The following is a 21,373-nucleotide window of genomic DNA, read 5'->3' as shown; positions in this document are numbered from 1 at the left end:
GCTCAGTACCTCCGCCCGCAGGTGCGGATGCGGCGGGCGGGGACCCAGCAGCGCAACGGGAAGGCGCCGCCCGGGTTCCAGACGACGGACACCCAGGTGTGGCCCTCGAAGTCGAGGCACACGCGGCGGGGCTTGCCGTCGAACAGGAAGGGCACGTTGGCGCAGCTGTCGCTACGGACGACGCCGTACGTGCCGTACCGCCGGTGGAGAACCGGCTGGTAGTCCGGCCAGCCCTCCTCGGCCGCGTCCAGGAACGCGGTCATCTGCTCGCTGCTGTCCACCTTGGCGGTCGGCTTATAGTCCAGACGCCTGGTGGGCGTGTCGAAGGTCATGAGACGGCTTTCTGGGGAGTGGAGGCGGTTCCGACGTAGCGGGCCCGGACGGCCCACAGGCCGGCCTCGGTGTACGCGGTGGCCTCGAAGGAACCGGCGGGCCGGAAGTCGTCGAGGAGGCCCAGTTGGATCCGGTGCACCGCCCTGCGGGCGCCGTCGAAGCTGAAGTAGGGGCCGACGGTGACGAACTCGCCCGGCCGGGCGCGCAGTTGCTGGGCGCGCTCGCGGTAGTGCGCCTTCCAGGCCTGCGGGCTCATGCGCTGCACGACGATGGGCTGCGGGATGTTGAGCTTGTCGGTGGGCAGCCATCGGTAGTGCTGTGCGGTGGCGACGGCGTGGGCCGCGTTCTGGACGCCCAGGCGCAGGTACATCCGGGCCAACAGGGCGCGAACGGCGTCCTCGCTCATGCTGACCTTGCGGGCGGCACCCAGCCGTGTGTGTCCGTTGGCCAGGCAGACGAGGACTTCGATGTCGCGGGCGTCCAGCGGGCACTCGACCGGGGCTTCCTCGGGCTCGGGCTCGGGGCGGTGCGCGGCGATAACGCGCTCGATGGCGTCGAGGGTCTCCAGGTCGTTGTCGCCCGAGGCGGCGCCCCACAGGTCCTCGACGAAGGCGGCGAGTTGGTCCGCGTCGTACGAGCGGGCCCACGGGAAGGTGAGGTTGTCATCGGCCATTGCGGGCACCGCCCTTGGCGCGGTCCATGGCCTCGACGAGCTGGTTCGCGTAGTGCACGGACACGCCGTGCGGGGAGCAGAAGTTCCGCATCTCTTCCGCGAATCGGCGGGCCGCGGCCACCTCGGCTCGGAGGCGCTTGTTCTCGTCTTGCTGCCGAGCGTTCTCGCCGACGTACCGGGGAAGGGCTTCGCGGGCGAAGGCGACGAACTCGACGACGGGCAGCCGGTCGCTGTCGACCCAGGTCTCCAGGAAGGCGATGGGGCCCACCTGGTCGGGAAGCCCGTGCTCGTTCGGCTCGACCTTCCAGGGGCCCTTCGGGACGGCAGCGATGATCCGCTGCGTCTCCTTCAGATAGGCGTCGGTGAGGGGCTCAGGCATCGCGGCCGTCCTCCGCGTCGAGCGCGGCCAGCACCTGGCGAAGGCTCTCCTGAAGGGCTCCGCGCTGGCCGTAGACCTCGCCGACGGTGGCCGTGTCCAGGTCCAGTTCCTGTGCCTCGGTCAGGACACGGCGCGCGTTGTCGCGGGCGATGTCGAGCGGCGGAACGAACGTCGGCTCTCCGGCTGCCGTGTGTCGCGGCTTGGGGGCCGCGCCGTGGGCGGCGTGTGCGATGCTGGTGCGCATCGGGTCCACCTCATTCCTCTCAAGGTGATGGGCTGGTGGGCCGAGGGCTCGTCGGGGGCATCCGACGGGCCCTCAGTGCGTTCAGGCGGCCCGCTGGAGCGGGGCCGGGAGCAGGTGGGGCCGGTGCAGCACGGCCAGGCGCGCGATCTCGGCATCGGTGAGGCGGCAGCGGGGGCAGTCGTTCGGGTCGGGCACGTGGTGCTCGCAGGGCGCCTCGTATCCGGCCTGGAACGCTTCCTCCGCCGTGCGGCAGATGCGCGGCCCGGACATCAGGCCACGCCCGCTTTGAACTCGCGGTCGGCGCCGCAGACGCGGCACTGGGCGCGGAGGATGCCGTTCCGGTGACCGCAGTTGGTGCACACCCACCGGCACACGGCGTCGATCCGGGCGCGCATCAGGCCACGCTCTTGGCGGGTGCGCCGGCCGCGTGTTCCGGCTCCGGAAGCAGCAGGTCGTGGATCGCGCAGCCGAGGACGTCGGCGATGGCCTTGAGGTTCTTGGGAGAGAAGCCGGCGCGCCCGTTCTCCACGTCCGAGATGTGGCTCGGCGCGACCCCGGCTCGCATGGCGAGGTCGGTCTGGCTCAGACCGGCCTCGATCCGCCGACGGCGGAACTGTCGGGGGTCTTCGTTCATGCGTCCGACTGTACGACTCACCACTAGTTTCCACAAGTGACAAGTCCTGAATACTCCTGCCGCTTGTGAAGGAGTCGTGCACGCACTCGCGCTACCTGCTGATCTTCAATAAATTTCGAGAAAGTACGAGTCCCTACGAGGGGGAGAAGAGACAGCATGGCGACACGAGATCTAGGGCCGCCCGGCTACGGAGCACTCATCCGCCTGGCCCGGGAAGCGCAGGGCATCAGCCCGGAAACCGCGGCAGCACGTATGCCGTTCACCTTCAGCGGCAGCAGCTGGCGGCAGATCGAGGCCGGCTATCGGGGCACCGGCGCGAACCGCAAGCAGGTGTCCGGCAAGCCATCGACCGTGGCAGCGATGGCGCGCACTGTCGGAGTGACCGCCGACCGACTGCAAGAGCATCACGAGGAAGCCGCCGCGATTCTGCGGGAGATGGAGCTCCAGGAAGCGCAGCAGACCCGGGCGGCGGAGGACGCGCTGCGCTCCGCGCCGGCGCACGTGCGCCGGATGATCGACGCCGCCCTGGAAGACGTGGACCCCGAGGATCGCGCAGAGGTACTGCGGCAGATGGCCACCGACTACGACGCCGTCACCAAGAGGCGGGGCACGCAGTCGCCGCCGGCACGGCGGCCGCGACGGACCGGATAGCTTCAGGCCAAAGCTTTGTAACGAGTACGTCACGTTCCGCGCATATATGCACGTTCACCTGTCACATGCGACGCACGATGCATTCCTCGTACATACACCGACATGTACGAGGTCCGATGCGCACACAGACAGGGGAGCGGCATGACCGCGGTCATCGTCGCGGGTGCGCTCGGCGTCATCATCATCACTGGGGGTCTGTTCTTGCGGCGCCTCCTCGGCCAACTGGCCGAGCTGAGGCGACAGATCACAGGGATCGACAGGCAGATGCGCGCCCAGCGAGCCCACGTGACTTTTCTGAGATACCTACTCACTGACAGTGAGGACGAAGAACCACCAGAGCAGGCGGCGGTCGTCAACGGCAACCCCGAGCCGGCGCCTGCTGTGTCGGAAACCGAACCCGTACGCCGGAAGAAGCACCTGCGCCTCTACATCGGCGGCCTGGCAGCCGCCGTGGCCATGGTCGGCACCGTTTGCCGCGACGCGCTGCGGTACCACCGCGGCCAGTTCATCGGCGCCATCACGGGGGCGGCCGTCACCGCGGCGACCGTCACCATGGTCACGGTCCAGCCGTGGTCGGACGACGCCGACGGCGGGGCGCGGTCCTCCGCACCAACCGCGGCCCCGTCGGCGACGTTCTGGCCGCCGCCGACCATTCAGCCGCCACAGCCCGGCCTGGCGACCAGGTCCCCGTCGCCGTCCGCATCAGGGCCAGAGCCGAGCCTGAGCGCGAGCGCCACACCGAGCCAGTCCAACTTGCCGAGCCCGATGGACACCAGCTCGCTCGTGCCTGTGGGCGACGCATCACCCGTCGAGTCGGCATCCACTCCGGGGCAGGGCGAGGCTTCAGGCGGATCAAGCCCCACCGTGACCCCCGGCGGCAGTACGCCGCCGACGGAAAGCCCGCCCGTAGCTCCGCCGGCCGAATCCCCGCCGCCTGAGCAGACGGCCAACAGCGCGCTGTGCCTGATCGCCGACGTCGCGCCGGTGCTCGATGTGGAGGCCTGCCTACTCCGCCTGTAGCGGCTTGCGGAGCATGTTCACGGAAGCGGGGTCGAATCCAGGGCCCCGCTTCTGTGTTGGCAGGACGACCACTTCGAACAAGGACCTGACGGTGTCTGCCCGCACGTCGATGGGCTCGACGTCCCAGTCGTCCTTGCTGATGCCGACCATGCGGGTCAGCAGTCGTTGCCGGGACGTGAGCGCCATCTGGTTGCGCAGTTCGCCGATCTTCTTGTCGAAGGAGGCCAGGGACAGCAGTGCCAGGGCCGGGTCGACATCCGGATGGTCAGCGAGCTCTTCGATCTGTTGCTTCGTCTGCGCCTTGCGGGTCTCCAGCGCAGCAATCTTCGCGGCTACGTCCGGCGAGCCATCCGTGCCGGCGGACTGGAGCTCCCGGAGGAAACGAGGCGAGTTGAGCAGCCGAAGCACGCGGCCTGTGACATACGCGTCCAGGTGCTCGACGTTGCGCGCGACGTTGCACTGCTTGCAGTGGTAGACGCGGTAGGCGTTGTAGCCCGGCTTCTTGTTCCGCCCCTTGCCGCCCATGGGCTTGCTGCGCCACGTCGTCCCGTCGCACCTCCCGCACTTGAGTGCCCCCGGCAGAAGATGGACCCGAGCGGGGCCCGGGTTGGGGTTCTCCTTGCGGTGCTGCTCGCGCAGGGCGATGAGTGCCTGTCGGTCCTCCTCGGGGATCACCTCGTCCCAGACGGCCTCGTAGAGCACCCCATCGACCTCGATGAGGCCGGAGATCCGCGGCGAGGTCAGCACCGACCAGAGGACTCGGGATTCCCAGGGATTGCCTTCGGTCGTCGTGGACACCGAGTTCATGTACCGCAGGGCACCGTTCATGGAAGCGCCGGCCAGCAGCCGCGCCGCGGCCTCCGCCAGGTGCTTGGTCTCCTCCGGGACCGGCTTGTCGTAGTCGAGGATCTCGACCTCGTACGACTCGCCGGTCTCCTTGTCCCTGCGTGTCTTGAAGCGGCCGGTCGGCTCACCCCAGCCGTACGGCCGCTTGCCGCCCTGCTGGCTCGTGCCGTGCCTGACGACGTCCTTCTTGTAGCCGTTAGTGCGCCGACGGGACAAGTTGGCGGACTCACGGCAGGCCTGCGCGGCCTCGATGCGCAGGACGAACCGGTCGTCCTCGCTCGCGAGGTTCCTGACACCGGAGACCGATGCGAGGGGGATCTGTCTCTGATCCGCGAGGCGCAGCAGCAGTTCCAGGTCGTACGGCTGCCGGATGAGCCGGTCGCCGTGGTAGACCATGATGCCGTCGTGGTGGTGGTTGGCCTTCGGGTCGCTCGGGATGAAGGTCTGCCCCGTGGCGTCGAAGGTGACGAGCATGCGCTCCCAGTCGGGACGCTTCCGGTTGCGCTGCCAGGCCGAGCGGGAGTTGTCGATGTAGACGCAGCAGAACTCGGGCCAGTTCAGCCGCCCCCTGGTGGCCTCGCCGTCCTCCTGCTGCCGTTCCACCTTCTCCAGCGTGCCGTCCGGTGCGTAGGACAGGCGCGCGTAGAAGCACGGCCGTTGCGGGGTCAGGAGCACGCTCTTCCTCCTTCTGGAGCCGCCCAGGGACTAGCTCAGTGTATTGGTGTTATCCCGGGGTCGAAGCAGTCGAAGCCGGTGCCCATGTCGACGGAGTTGTCCGGGAAGCGCTCCGCCTGGGGCGCGTAGCAGGGCACGAGCGGCTCTCCGGGGTGGTACGGGCGGGTCGGCGCGGCGGGGAGTTTCACGATGGTCAGGTCCATGGTCGAGCCTCGACTGTGGCCGGATTTCTCCGCGATGTAGCCGTCCTCGAACAGCCGGGTCTTGTCGACGTTCGGGTAGAACTCGCTCTTCATCGCCTGGTCGTCGAGATCCTCGGCCCAGCGGACGAAGTGGTTCACGGCACGCTGCGGCCGGTAGCAGTCGTAAACCTTGAGGGTGTATCCCTCGCTCAGCAGCTTCAGTTGGGCCTCGTGGAGGGCTTCGGCGGCCGGGCGGGTGAGGATGCAGATCGGCTGCTTGTAGCCGTCGATGCGCTCGCCGACGAAGTTGTGCGGGGTGAAGTAGCGCATCTCCTGGATGATCGTCGGGTCCACGGTTCTCAGGGCCACGAAGTCCGCCGGCGCCTTGGGTCCGGAGTCCGCCCGGGCGGTGGCCGAGGCCGCGGTCACCGCCAGCAGGGCGGCGAGGGCGGTGATCAGCCCGCGTACTGCACTCGTGAGTCGTGTCATGTCTCCTGCCCTGCCCAATTCCGCATGCCCGTGACACACTTTCTGACGTCCCGTCAGAGGATGCGGCATGGAGGGGTTGTGTCTCGCACACGCACGCCTGTGGTCGACGGCTGGTTCACCGGCGAGGGGGACGACTTCAGACTCCTCGGCACCCGCTGCGCGGCATGCAGCTCGGTCTTCTTCCCCCGCGAGGACATGCACTGCCGCAATCCCGGGTGTCCCGGCGGGGATCTGGAGGAGGTGCCGCTGTCCCGGCGCGGGCGCGTCTGGTCGTACACGGACAGCCGGTACCGGCCGCCGTCACCCTATGTGACGAATCCGGAACTTCCGTGGGAGCCGTACGCGTTGATCGCCGTAGAGCTGGAGGCGGAGCGGCTGGTGGTGCTGGGGCAGGCGGCTCCCGGGATCACCGTCGCCGAGCTGGCGGTGGGCATGGAGGTGGAGGTCGTCCCCGGTGTGATGAACGAGGACGGGGACACGACCTGGACGACCTGGCACTGGAGGCCGACGGGAGTGGGGGCATGACGGGTGAGGTGGCGGTGCTCGGCGCGGGCATGCACCCGTGGGGCAAGTGGGGGCGCGGCTTCGTCGAGTACGGGGTGGCGGCGGCGCGCGCCGCGCTCGCGGACGCGGGACTGGAGTGGCGCGAGGTCGGGTCGGTGGTCGGCGCGGACACGGTGCGTGGCGGCTATCCGGGCTATGTGGCCGGCGCGACGTTCGCGAAGGCGCTGGGGTGGCAGGGCGCCCGGGTGGCGAGCGTGTACGCGGCGTGCGCGTCCGGCGCGCAGGCGGTCAACACGGCGCGGGCGCAGATACTTTCGGGGCTCACGGACGTGGTGCTGGTGGTGGGCGCCGACGCCGCGCCCAAGGGGTTCTTCCGGCCCGCCGGCGGGGACCGCCCCGACGACCCGGACTGGCTGCGCTTCCGTGTGCTGGGCGCGACCAATCCGACGTATTTCGGGCTGTACGCCCGCCGCCGCATGGCCGTGCACGGGGACACCCCGGAGGACTTCGCGCAGGTCAAGGTGAAGAACTCGGCCCTGGGGGCGCTCAATCCCAACGCCCGCTACCGCAAGCGGGTCACGGTCGAGGAGGTCGCGGCCTCCGCCGTGGTCGCGGATCCGCTGCGGCTGCTCGACATCTGCGCGACGTCGGACGGCGGGGCGGCACTGGTGCTCTCCAGCATGGAGTTCGCCCGGCGGCACGGGGTCGTGGAGCCGGTGCGGATCCGGGCCGTGTCGACGGTGACCCCGAGGTATCCGAGCACCGTGCTCGATCTGCCGGACATCGCGACGGACTCCGCGGTGGCGGTGGAGCCCGCCGACGAGACGTTCCGGGCGTCCATCGCGCGGGCGGCGTACGAGGAGGCCGGCATCGGGCCCGAGGATCTCTCCCTCGCGGAGGTCTACGACCTGTCCACGGCGCTGGAGTTGCAGTGGTACGAGGATCTGGGGCTGTGCGGGGAGGGCGAGGGCGCCAAGCTGCTGCGGGAGGGCGCGACGACGCTCGGTGGGCGAATACCGGTCAACGCGAGCGGCGGGCTGGCCTCCTTCGGGGAGGCCGTTCCGGCCCAGGCGATCGCCCAAGTGTGTGAGCTGACATGGCAGTTGAGGGGGGAGGCGGGTGGCCGGCAAGTGGCGGGAGCGCGCGTGGGGATAACGGCGAACCAGGGCTTGTTCGGGCACGGGTCGGCGGTGATCGCGGTGCGGTGAGGGGCGGGGGCGTTCGCATCGGGCGGACGCACGGGCTCGGGCGGACGCGCGCGGCACTGTGGCGCGCGACCGGGCCTCAGCCCCTCGGCCCCGGCGCGCACCCCCGCGTCGCGACACGGCGCAAGCCCTTTCTCGTACGCTGTGTGATCGCCCCGGAATCCTGCGTGAACGTCTCATGAACCGCGCCCGGGCGTGCGCCCGCGGGGTCATCATGCTCCCGTGCACTCCTGGACGGATACTCTCCGCTTCGCCTTCCAGCCGGTGGTCAATCTGACCACCGGAGGGGTGGCAGGGCTGGAGATACTCGCCCGCCCGGAGGCCGGCGACATCCTGGCCGAGGCCCGCCGGGATCCCGAACTCGACGGCAGGCTGGCGGTGTTGGCGCTCCGCGCGGCCGCGCGCAAGGAGACGCTGCTGCCCCTGCACATCAACGTGTTCGCGGGCACGCTCGCCGACCTCGGCGGGCTCACCCCGCTGCACGACGCCGTGCGCGAGGCTGGACGGCTGCCCTGGGAGGTGACGATCGATGTCGGGCCCCCGTACACGCACGTGCCCCAGCAGGCGCTCCTGGAGGCTGTGGGCGGGCTTCGGGCGCAGGGCTTCCGGATCAGCGCGGACGGCATCGGGGACGGGGACGTACCGCTGCGGCTGCTCACCGATATGGCGCCCGACCTGGTGAAACTCGACGCCTCGCTGCTGGCGCGGCCGGCGGCGGTGCGGGCGATGCGGACCCTGTGCGAGCAGCTGGGGGCACTGCTGTCCGTCGAGGGCGTGGAGACGGAGCTGCAGTACGCGGCCGCGGTGGCGGCCGGTGCCCAGCTGGCCCAGGGCGAGCTGTTCGCGCCACCGGCCCGGCTGCCCGCGGCGGACGTATACATTCCGCCCCGTTTCCCGGCTACCGCGGCGATTCCGAAGTCGGGGCCGTCGGTGCGCGAGTTCGTGCGGCCGGCCGCCCTGCTGCCCGTGACCGCGTCCGCGGCGCAGGTCCGGGCCCTGCTGACGGGCTCGCCCGAGGTGTCCGGGGTGCTGCTCGTGGACGTGAACGGGGCGCCGGTCAGGTCGGTGCACCGCTCGCGCTTCCTGCTGTCGATGTCCGGCCGCTACGGGCACGCCCTGTACGCCGACCGGCCCGCCGCCAAGCTCGGTGATCCGCCGCGGACGGTGGGCGTCGACGCCACCGCCTGGGAGGTCCTGGACGTGGTGGCCGTCGGCGGCAGCGACCGCACCTCGGACGACGTGGCGGTGGTGGACCGGTACGGGCGGTGCGTGGGCGTCGTACGGCTCGCGGACCTCGTACGGGCGCTGGCCGAGAGCCGGGTCGAGGAGGCGGCCGGGCTCAATCCGCTGACGCGGCTGCCCGGCTCGGACGCGATCACGGCGGAGGTCGACCGGCGCATCGCGGACGGGCGGATCTTCGCCCTGAGCTGGCTGGACGTGGACCACTTCAAGCAGGTCAACGACGGGGCCGGGTTCGCCGCCGGCGACGAGCTGATCAGGTCCGTCGGGCGGGCGCTGCAGCACTCGGCGTCGGGGAGCACACGCGTGGGCCACATCGGCGGGGACGACTTCCTCGTGCTGGCCGATCCGGAGCGGCTGGATCCGCTGGCCGTCTCGGTGCTGGACGCGCCCTGGTCGGCGGGCGGGCTACCGGTCACGCTGTCCCTGGCGACGGTCCTGTGCCCGCCGGGCAGCGTGACGGACCACCGGCAGGCCGCCGCCTGTCTGGCGCCCCTGAAGAAGGCCGCCAAGGCCCTGCAGGGGGCCAGCTGGGTGCTGGGCCGGGCAGGGCTGCCCGGGCACGAGATCCTGCGGGGCGTGCACGCGGCCCCCGCCCAGGCCGGCTGAACCGCCGGAGAACCCGGGACGAGCTCATCGTCGTACCCCCATCGGCCCTGCTTCCTGGGCGGGGGCCGTCCCGCCTGCTGTCACCGTTGCGGTCCGCGACCTTGACGCTCCCTGGGCGCCGGGGAACACTTCCGGTGTCAGTCGACATCGCCGTACATACACGGTGTATCCAGGCACACGCCGCGCGGGCCCCGCCTGAAGAACAGGCCCACTCCCCCACGGGCGATTCGGCTGCGACGGCACGCTCGTCACGGACGCCGGGCGGGGCGCGGGACTTCCCTGCCCTTCGGCTGAAGTCGCCATGGGAAACGCACCCTGCACGGAGGACCGGGGTCGAACACCCCGGGCCAGGGCCTAGGAGCCGCCATGAGCAACGGAGACATATTCGTCGGTGAGGTCATCGGTACCGCGATTCTGATCCTCTTCGGCGCCGGTGTGGTCGCCGCGGTCGTACTCAACTACTCGAAGGCGCAGAACGCCGGCTGGGTCGTCATCGCGTTCGGCTGGGGTTTCGGCGTGATGGCCGGGGCCTACACGGCCGCGCCGCTGTCCGGCGGGCAGCTCAACCCCGCGGTGACGGTCGGTATCGCCATCGACACGGGGAAGTGGGACAAGGTTCCGCTCTACATCGCCGGGCAGATGGTGGGCGCGATGCTCGGGGCGGTGCTGTGCTGGCTGGTCTACTACGCTCAGTTCCAGGCCAACGCCGAGGAGGAGATCGCCCAGCCGACGCTCGGGATCTTCTCCACGGCGCCCGCGATCCGCAATCCGGTGGCGAACCTCATGACCGAGATCATCGCAACGATCGGCCTGGTGCTCCCCATCCTCGCCTTCGGCCTGACCAAGGGGCTCGGCGAGTCCGGCACGGCGGTGCTCGTCGTGTCGTTCCTGGTGGTCGGCATCGGTCTGTCGCTCGGTGGGCCGACGGGATACGCCATCAACCCGGCCCGGGACCTGGGCCCCCGCATCGTCCACGCCCTGCTCCCGATCCCCAACAAGGGGACCTCGGACTGGAGCTACTCGTGGATCCCGGTGGTCGGACCGCTGATCGGCGGGGTGCTTTCCGGGCTCATCTTCAAGGCAGCCTTCTGATCTTCACAGCAGCCTCCTGACCCAGGCAGCCTCTCGCAGGAACGACGAAGGGGACGTCATGACGGACAAGTTCGTCGCCGCTATCGACCAGGGCACCACCTCCAGCCGCTGCATCGTCTTCAACCAGGACGGCGCGATCGTCGCCGTCGACCAGCGTGAGCATCGCCAGATCTTCCCCAAGCCGGGCTGGGTGGAGCACGACGCCACCGAGATCTGGTCCAAGGTGCAGGCGGTGGTCGCGGGCGCGATCGCCAAGGCGGGACTGCGCGCCGACCAGCTCAGCGCGCTCGGCATCACCAACCAGCGCGAGACGACGGTCCTGTGGGACCGCGCGACGGGCAAGCCCGTGCACAACGCGATCGTCTGGCAGGACACCCGCACCGCGGGGCTGGTCAACCAGCTCGGCGGCTCCGACGGCCAGGACCGCTTCCGCGAGCAGACCGGGCTGCCGCTGGCCACCTACTTCTCCGGCCCGAAGGCCGCCTGGCTGCTCGACAACGTGCCCGGTCTGCGGGCCCGCGCCGAGAACGGCGAGATCGCCTTCGGCACCATCGACTCCTGGCTCATCTGGAACCTGACGGGCGGCACCGACGGCGGACAGCACGTCACCGACGTGACCAACGCCGGCCGCACCATGCTGATGAACCTGGAGACCCTGCAGTGGGACCCGTCCATCCTCTCGGCGATGAACGTCCCCGAGGCCCTGCTCCCCGAGATCAGGTCGTCCGCCGAGGTGTACGGTACGGCCGTGGGCCAGCTGGCCGGGGTGCCGGTGGCGTCGGCGCTCGGCGACCAGCAGGCGGCCGTGTTCGGGCAGGCCTGCTACGACGTGGGCACGGCGAAGAACACGTACGGCACGGGCTCCTTCCTGCTGCTCAACACGGGCAACCGGCCGGTGCCGTCGAAGAGCGGGCTGCTGACGACGATGGGCTACAAGATCGGCAGTGAGGCTCCCGTCTACTGCCTGGAGGGTTCGATCGCCATAACGGGCGCGCTCGTCCAGTGGTTCCGGGACCAGCTCGGCATCATCCGCACCGCCGACGAGATCGAGCCGCTCGCGGAGAGCGTCGAGGACAACGGCGGCGCGTACATCGTGCCCGCGTTCTCGGGCCTGTTCGCGCCGTACTGGCGCTCCGACGCGCGCGGGGTCGTCACGGGCCTGACCCGGTACGTCACCAAGGCACACCTCGCCCGGGCCGTGCTGGAGGCGACCAGCTGGCAGACCCGTGAGGTCGTGGACGCCATGTACCAGGACTCCGGGGTGCACATCACCACCCTGAAGGTGGACGGCGGCATGACCAAGAACAACCTGCTCATGCAGCACCAGGCGGACGTGCTCGACGTTCCGGTGGTCCGCCCGAAGGTCTCCGAGACCACCTGCCTGGGCGCCGCCTACGCCGCCGGTCTGGCCACCGGGGTGTGGAACGACCTCGACGAGCTGAAGTCGCACTGGCAGAAGGACGTCGAGTGGACGCCGTCCATGGAGGCGTCGGTGCGCGACCGTGAGTACCACAACTGGCGCAAGGCCGTGGAGAAGAGCTTCGGCTGGGCGGAGGACACGGAGAGCTAGGCACGCGCGCGTGCGCGGAACCGGGCACGCGCGCGTGCGCGCATGACCGCGGCCCGTACCCCGGTCGGCGGGGGTACGGGCCGTGCGCGTGCCTCAGGTCGTGATGGTCTGCCGGCGTTCGGCGGCGTACGCCATCGCGTGCTCGACCACTCCGATGAGCACCTCCTTGACGGAGGCCCGGTCGCGGGCGTCGCAGAGCAGGACCGGTACGTCCTCGTCGAGGTCGAGGGCCTGGCGGACGGCGTCCTGCGGGTAACGGACCGCTCCCTCGAAGCAGTTGACGCCGACGACGAAGGGTATGGAGCGCCGCTCGAAGTAGTCGACGGCGGCGAAGCAGTCCTCCAGGCGGCGGGTGTCGGCGAGCACGACGGCGCCGAGGGCGCCTTCGGAGAGCTCGTCCCACATGAACCAGAACCGCTCCTGCCCGGGCGTGCCGAACAGGTAGAGCACCAGGTCCTCGCGGAGCGTGATGCGGCCGAAGTCCATGGCCACGGTGGTGGTGTGCTTGCCCTCCACGCCGCTCGTGTCGTCGACGGGACGCCCGGCCTCGGTGAGCAGTTCCTCGGTGCGCAGCGGCCGGATCTCGCTGACCGCGCCGACCAGGGTGGTCTTGCCGACGCCGAAGCCGCCGGCCACAAGGATCTTGAGCGTGACGGGCTCGACCGGAGGCTTCCCGCGCTCAGAACGCCCGAAGATCATCGATCTCTTCTCCTGCTCGATGGGCTTGTTGGGGGTGCGGCGACGGTGGGCCGTAGCCTCCGCCGCCTGGGGTCTCGATGACGAGTACGTCGCCGGGGCCGACGTCCGCCGCGTCGCTGCCGGCGAGCGCGGTGACCGTCCCGTCGGCGCGTTCCACGCGGTTGGCGCCCAGCGCGCCGGGCTCGCCGCCCGCCATGCCGTACGGCGGGACCCTGCGGTGCTGGGACAGCGTGGAGACCGTCATGGGCTCCAGGAAGCGGATACGGCGTACGGCGCCGTCCCCGCCCGGCCAGCGCCCGGCGCCGCCGCTGCCGCGCCGTACGGCGAACTCGTCGAGCCGTACCGGCAGCCGCCACTCCAGGACCTCGGGGTCGGTCAGGCGGGAGTTGGTCATATGGGTCTGGACGACGGGCGCGCCGGGGAAGCCGTCGCCCGCGCCGGATCCGGAGGCGACCGTCTCGTAGTACTGGTGGCGTTCGTTGCCGAAGGTGACGTTGTTCATCGTTCCGGAGCCCTCGGCCTGGACGCCGAGCGCCGCGTACAGGGCGCCGGTGATGGCCTGGGAGGTCTCGACGTTGCCCGCGACGACGGCGGCCGGCGGTTCGGGACCGAGCATGGAACCGGGCGGCACGACGATCTTCAGGGGGCGCAGACAGCCGTCGTTGAGCGGGATGTCGTCGGCGACGAGGGTGCGGAAGACGTACAGGACGGCCGCGTTGACCACCGCGAAGGGGGCGTTGAAGTTGCTGGTGAGCTGGGGTGACGTGCCGGTGAAGTCGACGGTGGCGGAGCGGTTCTCGCGGTCCACGCGCACGCGTACCCGGATGACGGCGCCCGAGTCGGTCTCGTAGGCGTACTCGCCGTCCTCTAGGGCGTCGACGACCCGGCGTACGGCTTCTTCGGCGTTGTCCTGGACGTGCTTCATGTACGCCTGGACGACGTCGAGGCCGAAGTTCTCGATCATGCGGCCGACTTCGTCGACGCCCTTCTGGTTGGCCGCGATCTGGGCGCGCAGGTCGGCCAGGTTGGTCTTCGGGTTGCGGGAGGGGTAAGGCGCCTCGGTGAGCAGGCGGAGGGTCTCCGCCTCGCGGAAGCGCCCGTCCTCGGCGAGCAGCCAGTTGTCGAAGAGGATGCCCTCCTCCTCGATGGTGCGGCTGTTCGCGGGCATGGAGCCCGGGGCGATGCCGCCGATCTCGGCGTGGTGGCCGCGGGAGGCGACGTAGAACAGGATCCGGTCACCCTGCGTGTCCGCGGTGTCGAAGACGGGGGTGATCACCGTGACGTCGGGCAGATGGGTGCCGCCGTGGTAAGGGTCGTTGACGGCATAGGTGTCGCCGGGGCGCATCGAGGAGCCGCGGCGCCGGATGACCTCCTTGACGCTCGTGCCCATCGAGCCCAGGTGGACGGGGATGTGCGGGGCGTTGGCCACCAGGTTCCCGTCCGGGTCGAAGAGCGCGCAGGAGAAGTCGAGCCGTTCCTTGATGTTGACGGACTGGGCCGTGGACTCCAGCCGGGCGCCCATCTGTTCGGCGATGGACATGAAGAGGTTGTTGAAGACCTCCAGCAGAACCGGGTCGGCTTCTGTGCCGAGATCGGAACTCTGCGTAATCGCCGCGCGTTCCATGACCAGATGCCCGTCGTCTCGTGCCACGGCCCGCCAGCCGTCGTCGACGACGGTCGTCGCACTGGCCTCGGTGATGATCGCGGGGCCGGTGACGGTGTCGCCGGGAGGGAGGTCCTCTCGGCGGTGGAGGGGTACGTCGCGCCAGGTGCCGCCGGTGTGGAGGCGGACGGTGTCCGGGGTGGCGCAGCGGCCTTCGTACGGAGCGAGGGCCGAGAGATCGGGGGGTTCGGTGATGCCGGTGGCTTCCACGGAGAGGGCTTCGACGACGATCGGGCGGTCGAGCGTGAAGGAGTACGTGGCGCGATGACGTTCTTCGAAGGCGTGACGCATCGTGTCCGGCTCGGTCAGCTCGACGGTGAGGGTGGTGTCGGTGCCGTCGTAGCGGAGCTGGGCGCGGCGGGTGACCCGGACGCGGTCCTCGGGGATGTCCTCGGCGAGGAGTTCGGCGCGGGCCGCTCCTTCGAGGTCGTCGGCTGTCTTGAGGACGGCCGGCATCGAGGCGGGCTCCAGGGGTGCCTCGACGGACTGTTCGCGCATGGCGGTGGTGTCGGCGAGGCCGATGCCGAGGGCGGACAGGACGCCGGCCATGGGCGGGACGAGGACGGTGCGGATGCCGAGCGAGTCGGCGACCATGCACGCGTGCTGGCCGCCGGCCCCGCCGAAGGTGGTCAGGGCGTAGCGGGTGACGTCGTGGCCCTTCTGGACGGAGATGCGCTTGACGGCGTTGGCGATGTTGGCGACGGCGATCTGCAGGTAGCCCTCGGCGACCTGCTCGGGCGTGCGGTCGTCGCCGGTCTTCTCGCGGATCTCGCGCGCGAGGGCGGCGAAGCGTTCGCGGACGAGGTGCTCGTCGAGGGGCTGGTCGCCGTCGGGGCCGAACACCCTGGGGAAGTGGGCGGGTTGGATGCGGCCGAGCATGACGTTGGCGTCGGTGACGGCGAGCGGGCCGCCGCCGCGGTAGCAGGCGGGCCCCGGATCCGCGCCCGCCGAGTCCGGCCCTACGCGGTAGCGGCTGCCGTCGAAGTGCAGGACCGAGCCGCCGCCGGCCGCCACGGTATGGATGTCCAGCATGGGGGCGCGCAGCCGGACACCGGCGATCTGGGTGGTGAAGACGCGCTCGTACTCGCCGGCGAAGTGCGAGACATCGGTGGAGGTGCCGCCCATGTCGAAGCCGATGACCCGGTCGAAGCCGGCGAGCTGCGACATGCGGGCCATGCCGACGATGCCGCCGGCGGGCCCGGAGAGGATGGCGTCCTTGCCGCGGAACTGCCCGGCCTCGGCGAGGCCGCCGTTGGACTGCATGAACATCAGCCGGACACCCGTGAGTTGGTCGGCGACGTGCTCGACGTAACGGCGCAGCACGGGCGACAGGTAGGCGTCGACGACCGCGGTGTCCCCGCGCGGCACGAGCTTCATCAGCGGGCTGACCTCGCTGGACAGCGAGATCTGCGGGAAGCCGATACGGGCGGCCAGCTCGCCGATCGCCTGTTCGTGGGCCGGGTGGAGGTGGCTGTGCATGCAGACGACGGCGACGGCGCGGATCCCGTCGTCGTAGGCCTCCTGGAGCGGCCCGGCCAGGGCGTCCAGGTCGGGGGCGGTGAGGACGGTGCCGTCGGCGGCGATGCGCTCGTCGGCCTCCACCACGCGCTCGTGGAGCAGTCCGGGCAGCTCGATGCGGCGGGCGAAGATGTGCGGGCGGTTCTGGTAGGCGATGCGCAGGGCGTCACGGAAGCCGCGCGTGACGACCAGGAGCGTGCGCTCGCCCTTGCGCTCCAGCAGGGCGTTGGTGGCGACCGTCGTCCCCATGCGGACGGCCTCGACGGGGTCACGGGAGCCGTCCAGCAGCGCGTGGACGCCCGCGACGGCCGCGTCGGAGTAGCGCGCCGGATTCTCCGACAGCAGCTTGTGCGTGAGCAGACGGCCGTCCGGGCGTCGCGCGACGATGTCCGTGAAGGTGCCGCCTCGGTCGACCCAGAACTGCCAGCCTGTCACGTCGCTACCCCGCTTCCGCGCCGCTCACAGCGCCCTGAGGCCGCTGATCACGTCGCGCAGAATACTCTCGTCCACCAGCTCCGCAGGTGGCACGGGCCGGGTGACATGGACGAATTCTCCGGCCACGAGATCCATGATGAGGACCCGTACCACTCCGATGGGCAGATCGAGTTCGGCGGAGAGCTCGGCGACGGACTGCGGGGCGTCCCGGCAGAGGTCGACGATGTCCACGTGCTCCGGCGAGAGCGTCGAGTCGGTGTCCGGATCGTCCGCGTCGGGTTCGGTGACGACCACCGCGATCAGGTCGAGGCGGTGCTGGCCCGGACTGCTGGTCCGGCCGCGCGTCATCGCGAACGGACGGACGACCGGACCGGCCTCGTCGTCGAACCAGTGGCTTCTTCCCTGACCGTCAGCGCTCATGACATCCCACTACCCGCCCGCGGGCAGATCGGTGCGCGGAGTGGCGCCCAGATGCACGCCGACCCGCTTGACCAGGAGCGTCATCTCGTAGGCGACCTGGCCGACGTCCGAGTCGGCGTCCGAGAGGACGGCGAGGCAGCTGCCGTCGCCCGCGGCCGTCACGAACAGGAAGGCGTCGTCGAGCTCGACGACGGTCTGCCGGACATTGCCCGCCTCGAAATGCCGGCCCACGCCCTTGGCCAGGCTGTGGAACCCGGAGGCGACGGCGGCGAGGTGCTCGCTGTCCTCGCGGGACAGGTCCTTGGACACGCCGGTCGGCAGGCCGTCGCCGGAGAGCACGATGGCCTTGCGGATGCTCGCGACGCGATCCACCAGCTCGTCCAGGAGCCAGTTCAGCTCCCCGGCCTTGTTGGTCGCGCTGTGGCCGGTCGCCTTCGGTGCGGTCATCGACCGTCCCCCTTAGTCGTTCCTCGTGGTGCTGTGCCGCTGTGGGCATTGTCGCCCGCGGCGTTCTCCTCGCGGCCACGCTGCCAGCCGCGCTGGAGCGAGGCCATACGGCTGCGTACCTCGTCGGCGTCCCGCTCCGCCGGCTCGGCGCTGGTCTCGGGGCGCCGCGGTGGGCTCTGCTTCAGCTGCGGGGCCAGGCTGGCCTGGCGCACGCGCCGGGGCAGCGGGGCCGCGCCGGGGTGCTGGGCCGCGCCGTCCCCGCTGCCCGGTGCGATCTGGGCGGGGCCGGTGCGCGCGGGAAGGCCGGGCGCCTGCGAGCCGGCGCCGGGAGCCTGTTTCTCGGGCATCGGGCCTGTGGCGTGTCCGCCGAGCCGGTCGGTTCCTCCGGGGCGCAGCGACGAGGCGCCGCGCCGGCGGGTCGGCAGGGGCGGTGCGTCCTCCGGGGCCGACCGGTCCGGGCCGCCGCCCATGAGCGGCTCCTCGCCTCTGCGACGCGCGGGCAGCGGGGCGATGGCGTCCGCTTCGGGCCGGCCGGGGCCCGTCGACGGCACGTCGTCGGTGTCCGCGCGCCGCGACCGCTGCTCGGTGACCGGCCGCCCGTGCGAGCTGACCAGCTTGGGCGTACGGCGGCGGGGCAGCGCCACCGGGGCGCCCGGCTGGTCGTCCGGGCCGCCGTGGGCCGGTTCGTGGCCGTCGTCCGCGTACGGGAGGTGATCGCCGTGGTGTGGCGCGGTGTCGTCCTGGGCGAGGGCTATGGAGCGGCGCGGGCGGAAGATCCCGCCGCGTTCGCCGTCCTCGTCGTCGAGCGCGCCCGGCAAGTCCTCGATGGCGTCGAGGTCGACGGGGGCCTCCAGCTCCACCGGGCCGTCCAGGACGGAGGCGGGCAGCCCGGGCAGTTGCACGGGCACGTGGGAGAGCGCGGCGCGGTGGCTCTCCTCGAGCTCGGCCTCCTTCGAGGGGTGCGGCCGGTCGAGGCGGAAGCCGATGCCGTTGGTGTCCGGGACGTCGTCCGTGAGCAGGGCGTCGGGGATGAAGACCACGGCGGTGGTGCCGCCGTACGGGGAGGGCTGCAGGGAGACCCGGACGTTCTGCCGCTGGGCGAGCCGGCTGACCACGAACAGGCCGAGCCGGTCGGTGTCGGACAGCTCGAACTCGGGTGTCTCGGCGAGCCGCAGGTTGGCGTCCAGGAGAGCGTCGGCGGCCATGCCGAGGCCGCGGTCGTGGATCTCCAGGGTAAAGCCGTTGGCGACCCGCTCGCCCAGGACCTGGACGGCGGTGTGCGGCGGGGAGAACACCGTGGCGTTCTCCAGGAGTTCGGCCACGAGGTGGGTGAGGTCGGCGACGGCCGGGCCGGTGACGGCGACCCGGGGCAGCCGGCGGACCTCGATGCGCTCGTAGTCCTCGACCTCGGCGACGGCGGCCCGGACGACGTCCATGAGCTGGACGGGTTTGCGCCACTGCCGGGAGGGGGCGGCGCCGGAGAGGATCACCAGGCCCTCGGCGTGCCGGCGCATACGGGTGGTCAGGTGGTCGAGGCGGAAGAGGTCGGCGAGTTCGTCGGTGTCCTCGGTCCGGCGCTCCATGGTGTCGAGGAGGGTGAGCTGCTTGTGCAGCAGGACCTGGCTGCGGCGCGCGAGGTTGACGAAGACCTCGGAGACGCCGGCGCGCAACTCGGCCTGCTTGACGGCCGCTTCGACGGCCGCGCGCTGCAGGGTGTTGAGGGCCTGGCCGACCTCGCCGATCTCGTTCTTGTCGTACTCCAGGCGCGGGACCTCGGTCTCCACGTCGACCTGTTCGCCCGCCGACAGACGCCGCATGACGCTGGGCAGCCGTACACCGGACGCCTCGTGGGCCTCCAGGCGCAGCTGGCGCAGGTCGCGGATGAGGGCGCGGCCGACGCGCACGGACAGGAAGAGCGAGAACAGCAGGGCGAACAGCCCGAGGACGCCGGCGACGGCCGCCTTGGCGATGACGTTCAGGGCCACCGGCCGGACACGGTCCTGATACCGGTCACCGGCCTGGTCGTTGAGGGTGCCGAGCTTGTCGAGCACGCTTCCGGCCGCCGTGTCCCAGCTCTGCGCGGTGACCTCTCCGGTGCCGCTCGTGGCGGAGACGGCGGACTGTTCGGCCACGCGCAGCGGGGCGGTGGCGGCGTTCTTCCAGAACCGCTCGTAGCGGTCGCGCTCCGAGGAGGGCAGCAGCGGCAGGTTGATGTCGTACAGGAGGCTGCGCTGGGCCACCAGGTCGGTGACTTCGCGGTCCTCGTCGCGCGAGAGCTTGCCGACGATCAGGGCGGAGCCGAGGAGGGCGTCCTCGCGGGAGAGCAGCTCCCGGGCGCGGGCGAGGTTGACCAGGGCGCGGTACTGCTTGTCCATCTCCACGTTGTCGACGACATGGAGGTTGGCGAGCAGGACGTAGCAGGGGTCGACCAGGCGGTTGTAGAGGTCGAGGGCCTGGGCGCGGCTGACGGTGCCGTCCTCCACGCTGCGGCGCAGCGACTCGATGCCGTCGAAGGAGTCCATCACGGCGGTCAGCCGCTCGCCCGCGTCCGTGCCCATGGCGTCGCGGACATCGGGGTCCTTGGCGTTCTTGCGGATCTCGGCGACGGCCTTGTCCGTGGCGGTCCGGCTGCGCCGGAGATCGACCAGCCCGTCGGAGGCCCGCGGATCGGCGAGGTAGACCAGGGACTGACGGCGTTCCTGCTGCACGACCCGGACGGTGTCCTCGATCGGATAGGCGATCTTCTCCACCACGTCGGACACGTTGAACAGCTGTTCCGCCTGGCGTCCCGTCAGTACCGTGGCGAAACCCCAGATGGCTGTCAGGGACACCAGCGGCACGAGAAGCAGCGCCACGATCTTCCGGCGGATCGACTTCCCGCGAAAGCGCATGGCCTCCCCCAGCTCGTCCCCCGCCGGCCGGGGGTACACATGTACGTCAACAAACGGCGCGAGCCTACTACTGACACACAGGTAACTCGAAGAGCGGTCCGGAAGCTGAACTTCCGCGCGGGCGACGAGACATGGGGAGTTGTCCGCTCATGAGGGGAGATCGCCTCCCCGTTTCCCGAAGTGGCGGCCGGGCCCCATCCGGCGGGCCCGCCAGGACAGTTGGCCGAAATTTTTCGTTGCTTGGGAATCTTCAGGACGCGCCGTTCGTCCTTCTCTATGGGAAATGGGGGCGGAATCGGCCACAGGAGCCGCATCCCGCACCCCGGCGGCGTAAAACAGCGCAAGCCGGGCAACCACTGGGGAGCCGTGCCGTCCGGCACGGGGCGAGCGGTCTGCTGGCGGTGGGGAGTGACACGGTGATGGGCACGGCGGAGCGGCGCAGGGCGTCCGGGGATGGGGCGGGAGCGCACGTGACGGTGCAGCAGCGGAGCCTTGAGGCACCGGATCGCGACATTCCGGCGGACGCGTACGAGGCGGTGGGCGGTGCGGGGCAGGTTCAGGCCCGACCGCTGTGGGTCGAGGAGCCGGCGCGGCGGCGCCGGATGCCGGATCCGGTGCGTACGGCGGCGGTGCGCGCGGTGATCATCATCGCCGTGACGATGATCCAGGCGATGGTGGCCTTCTTCTGCACCATGGCCGGATCGTGGCTGGCCTTCCCCATGGTCATCAGCAGTGTCGTCAGCACGGTGGTGGCCACCTGGGGCGCGCTGGACGTGTGGGTGACCCGCCAGGTGTGGAACCAGCGCAACGGCGTGGTCTCCACGCCCAGCAGCACGGCCCGTGCCCTGCGCCGCGAGCGTCGCCGGGCGCGGCGGCAGGGACGGGCCGCGGAGCGGGCACAGGAGCGGATACGCGGGCAGGGCGGCGCCGGCCGGCTGTCGCACTCCTGACGCGC

General features: G+C 70.8%; 21 protein-coding genes and 1 pseudogene. 8 read left to right on the top strand and 14 right to left on the bottom strand.

The annotated features are described in order from the left end of the window. Window positions 1-2 precede the first annotated feature (2 nt). From MQP27_RS40985 to MQP27_RS40960, 7 genes are all read right to left on the bottom strand, one after another. Window positions 3-332, bottom strand: coding sequence for a hypothetical protein (locus MQP27_RS40985; RefSeq protein WP_242775188.1), 330 nt, complete (start codon window positions 330-332; stop codon window positions 3-5). Then, window positions 329-1,006, bottom strand: coding sequence for a helix-turn-helix domain-containing protein (locus MQP27_RS40980; protein WP_242775186.1), 678 nt, complete (start codon window positions 1,004-1,006; stop codon window positions 329-331). Before MQP27_RS40980 ends, MQP27_RS40985 begins: the two co-directional genes overlap by 4 nt. Then, the gene (locus MQP27_RS40975) at window positions 996-1,385 is read right to left on the bottom strand and encodes a hypothetical protein (protein ID WP_242775183.1); all 390 of its coding nucleotides are present in this window, start codon (window positions 1,383-1,385) and stop codon (window positions 996-998) included. Before MQP27_RS40975 ends, MQP27_RS40980 begins: the two co-directional genes overlap by 11 nt. Next, complete coding sequence (locus MQP27_RS40970) at window positions 1,378-1,629, bottom strand: hypothetical protein (protein ID WP_242775181.1); 252 nt, start codon at window positions 1,627-1,629, stop codon at window positions 1,378-1,380. Before MQP27_RS40970 ends, MQP27_RS40975 begins: the two co-directional genes overlap by 8 nt. 81 nt (window positions 1,630-1,710) lie before the next feature. Further along, a complete protein-coding gene (locus tag MQP27_RS40965; RefSeq protein ID WP_242775179.1) occupies window positions 1,711-1,899 on the bottom strand; it encodes a hypothetical protein in 189 nt (62 codons plus the stop codon). Next, window positions 1,899-2,024 carry a hypothetical protein gene (locus tag MQP27_RS51245; protein ID WP_278197149.1) on the bottom strand — a complete coding sequence of 42 codons (126 nt, stop codon included), beginning with the start codon at window positions 2,022-2,024 and terminating at the stop codon, window positions 1,899-1,901. Before MQP27_RS51245 ends, MQP27_RS40965 begins: the two co-directional genes overlap by 1 nt. After that, window positions 2,024-2,263 carry a helix-turn-helix domain-containing protein gene (locus tag MQP27_RS40960; RefSeq protein ID WP_242775177.1) on the bottom strand — a complete coding sequence of 80 codons (240 nt, stop codon included), beginning with the start codon at window positions 2,261-2,263 and terminating at the stop codon, window positions 2,024-2,026. The genes MQP27_RS51245 and MQP27_RS40960 overlap by 1 nt, the downstream gene beginning before the upstream one ends. A 156-nt stretch (window positions 2,264-2,419) precedes the next feature. Between MQP27_RS40960 and MQP27_RS40955 the strand changes: the two genes are divergently transcribed. Next, a complete protein-coding gene (locus MQP27_RS40955; RefSeq protein WP_242775175.1) occupies window positions 2,420-2,914 on the top strand; it encodes a helix-turn-helix domain-containing protein in 495 nt (164 codons plus the stop codon). A gap of 141 nt (window positions 2,915-3,055) precedes the next feature. After that, entirely contained in the window at window positions 3,056-3,934 is an 879-nt protein-coding gene (locus tag MQP27_RS40950; RefSeq protein ID WP_242775173.1) for a hypothetical protein, read from the top strand. On the opposite strand, the gene MQP27_RS40945 is transcribed toward MQP27_RS40950, so the two are convergent. Next, a complete protein-coding gene (locus MQP27_RS40945) occupies window positions 3,920-5,455 on the bottom strand; it encodes a recombinase family protein (protein ID WP_242775171.1) in 1,536 nt (511 codons plus the stop codon). The two genes, MQP27_RS40950 and MQP27_RS40945, sit on opposite strands and share 15 nt — an antisense overlap. A 59-nt stretch (window positions 5,456-5,514) precedes the next feature. Next, window positions 5,515-6,126, bottom strand: a pseudogene (locus MQP27_RS40940) (M15 family metallopeptidase); the annotation flags it as partial. A 99-nt stretch (window positions 6,127-6,225) separates the two neighbouring features. On the opposite strand from MQP27_RS40940, the gene MQP27_RS40935 reads away from it, so the two are divergent. The 5 genes from MQP27_RS40935 (at window position 6,226) to glpK (ending at window position 12,345) form a co-directional block, all read left to right on the top strand. Beyond that, on the top strand, window positions 6,226-6,651 hold the full coding sequence (locus MQP27_RS40935; protein ID WP_242775547.1) for a Zn-ribbon domain-containing OB-fold protein: 426 nt from the start codon (window positions 6,226-6,228) through the stop codon (window positions 6,649-6,651). After that, a complete protein-coding gene (locus tag MQP27_RS40930) occupies window positions 6,648-7,838 on the top strand; it encodes a lipid-transfer protein (protein WP_242775169.1) in 1,191 nt (396 codons plus the stop codon). Before MQP27_RS40935 ends, MQP27_RS40930 begins: the two co-directional genes overlap by 4 nt. A gap of 219 nt (window positions 7,839-8,057) precedes the next feature. Continuing rightward, entirely contained in the window at window positions 8,058-9,683 is a 1,626-nt protein-coding gene (locus MQP27_RS40925; protein WP_242775167.1) for a GGDEF domain-containing protein, read from the top strand. A gap of 366 nt (window positions 9,684-10,049) precedes the next feature. Next, window positions 10,050-10,775 (top strand): MIP/aquaporin family protein, encoded by a 726-nt coding sequence (locus tag MQP27_RS40920; protein WP_242775164.1) that lies wholly within the window; start codon window positions 10,050-10,052, stop codon window positions 10,773-10,775. A gap of 58 nt (window positions 10,776-10,833) precedes the next feature. Further along, complete coding sequence (glpK, locus tag MQP27_RS40915) at window positions 10,834-12,345, top strand: glycerol kinase GlpK (RefSeq protein WP_242775161.1); 1,512 nt, start codon at window positions 10,834-10,836, stop codon at window positions 12,343-12,345. Window positions 12,346-12,438: 93 nt separating this feature from the next. Here glpK and MQP27_RS40910 read toward each other — a convergent pair whose 3' ends face one another. Genes MQP27_RS40910 through MQP27_RS40890 form a run of 5 tightly spaced genes read right to left on the bottom strand, consistent with a single transcriptional unit; the run spans window position 12,439 to window position 20,418 of the window. After that, complete coding sequence (locus MQP27_RS40910) at window positions 12,439-13,044, bottom strand: GTP-binding protein (protein ID WP_242775158.1); 606 nt, start codon at window positions 13,042-13,044, stop codon at window positions 12,439-12,441. Then, window positions 13,025-16,660 carry a hydantoinase B/oxoprolinase family protein gene (locus MQP27_RS40905; RefSeq protein WP_242775155.1) on the bottom strand — a complete coding sequence of 1,212 codons (3,636 nt, stop codon included), beginning with the start codon at window positions 16,658-16,660 and terminating at the stop codon, window positions 13,025-13,027. Before MQP27_RS40905 ends, MQP27_RS40910 begins: the two co-directional genes overlap by 20 nt. 24 nt (window positions 16,661-16,684) lie before the next feature. After that, window positions 16,685-17,080 (bottom strand): DUF742 domain-containing protein, encoded by a 396-nt coding sequence (locus MQP27_RS40900; RefSeq protein WP_242775152.1) that lies wholly within the window; start codon window positions 17,078-17,080, stop codon window positions 16,685-16,687. 9 nt (window positions 17,081-17,089) lie between these two features. Continuing rightward, window positions 17,090-17,527: a roadblock/LC7 domain-containing protein gene (locus MQP27_RS40895; RefSeq protein ID WP_242775150.1), complete on the bottom strand. Its 438-nt coding sequence runs from the start codon at window positions 17,525-17,527 to the stop codon at window positions 17,090-17,092. Further along, the gene (locus MQP27_RS40890) at window positions 17,524-20,418 is read right to left on the bottom strand and encodes a nitrate- and nitrite sensing domain-containing protein (protein WP_242775148.1); all 2,895 of its coding nucleotides are present in this window, start codon (window positions 20,416-20,418) and stop codon (window positions 17,524-17,526) included. Before MQP27_RS40890 ends, MQP27_RS40895 begins: the two co-directional genes overlap by 4 nt. Before the next feature lie 419 nt (window positions 20,419-20,837). On the opposite strand from MQP27_RS40890, the gene MQP27_RS40885 reads away from it, so the two are divergent. Continuing rightward, entirely contained in the window at window positions 20,838-21,368 is a 531-nt protein-coding gene (locus MQP27_RS40885) for a hypothetical protein (RefSeq protein WP_242775146.1), read from the top strand. Window positions 21,369-21,373 lie beyond the last annotated feature (5 nt).

It is taken from the genome of Streptomyces cylindrosporus, from assembly GCF_022698165.1.
GTDB classification, from domain to species: Bacteria; Actinomycetota; Actinomycetes; order Streptomycetales; family Streptomycetaceae; genus Streptomyces; species Streptomyces cylindrosporus.
Note: the sequence above shows the minus strand (reverse complement) of the source record. Positions and strands in the feature narration are given on the sequence as shown.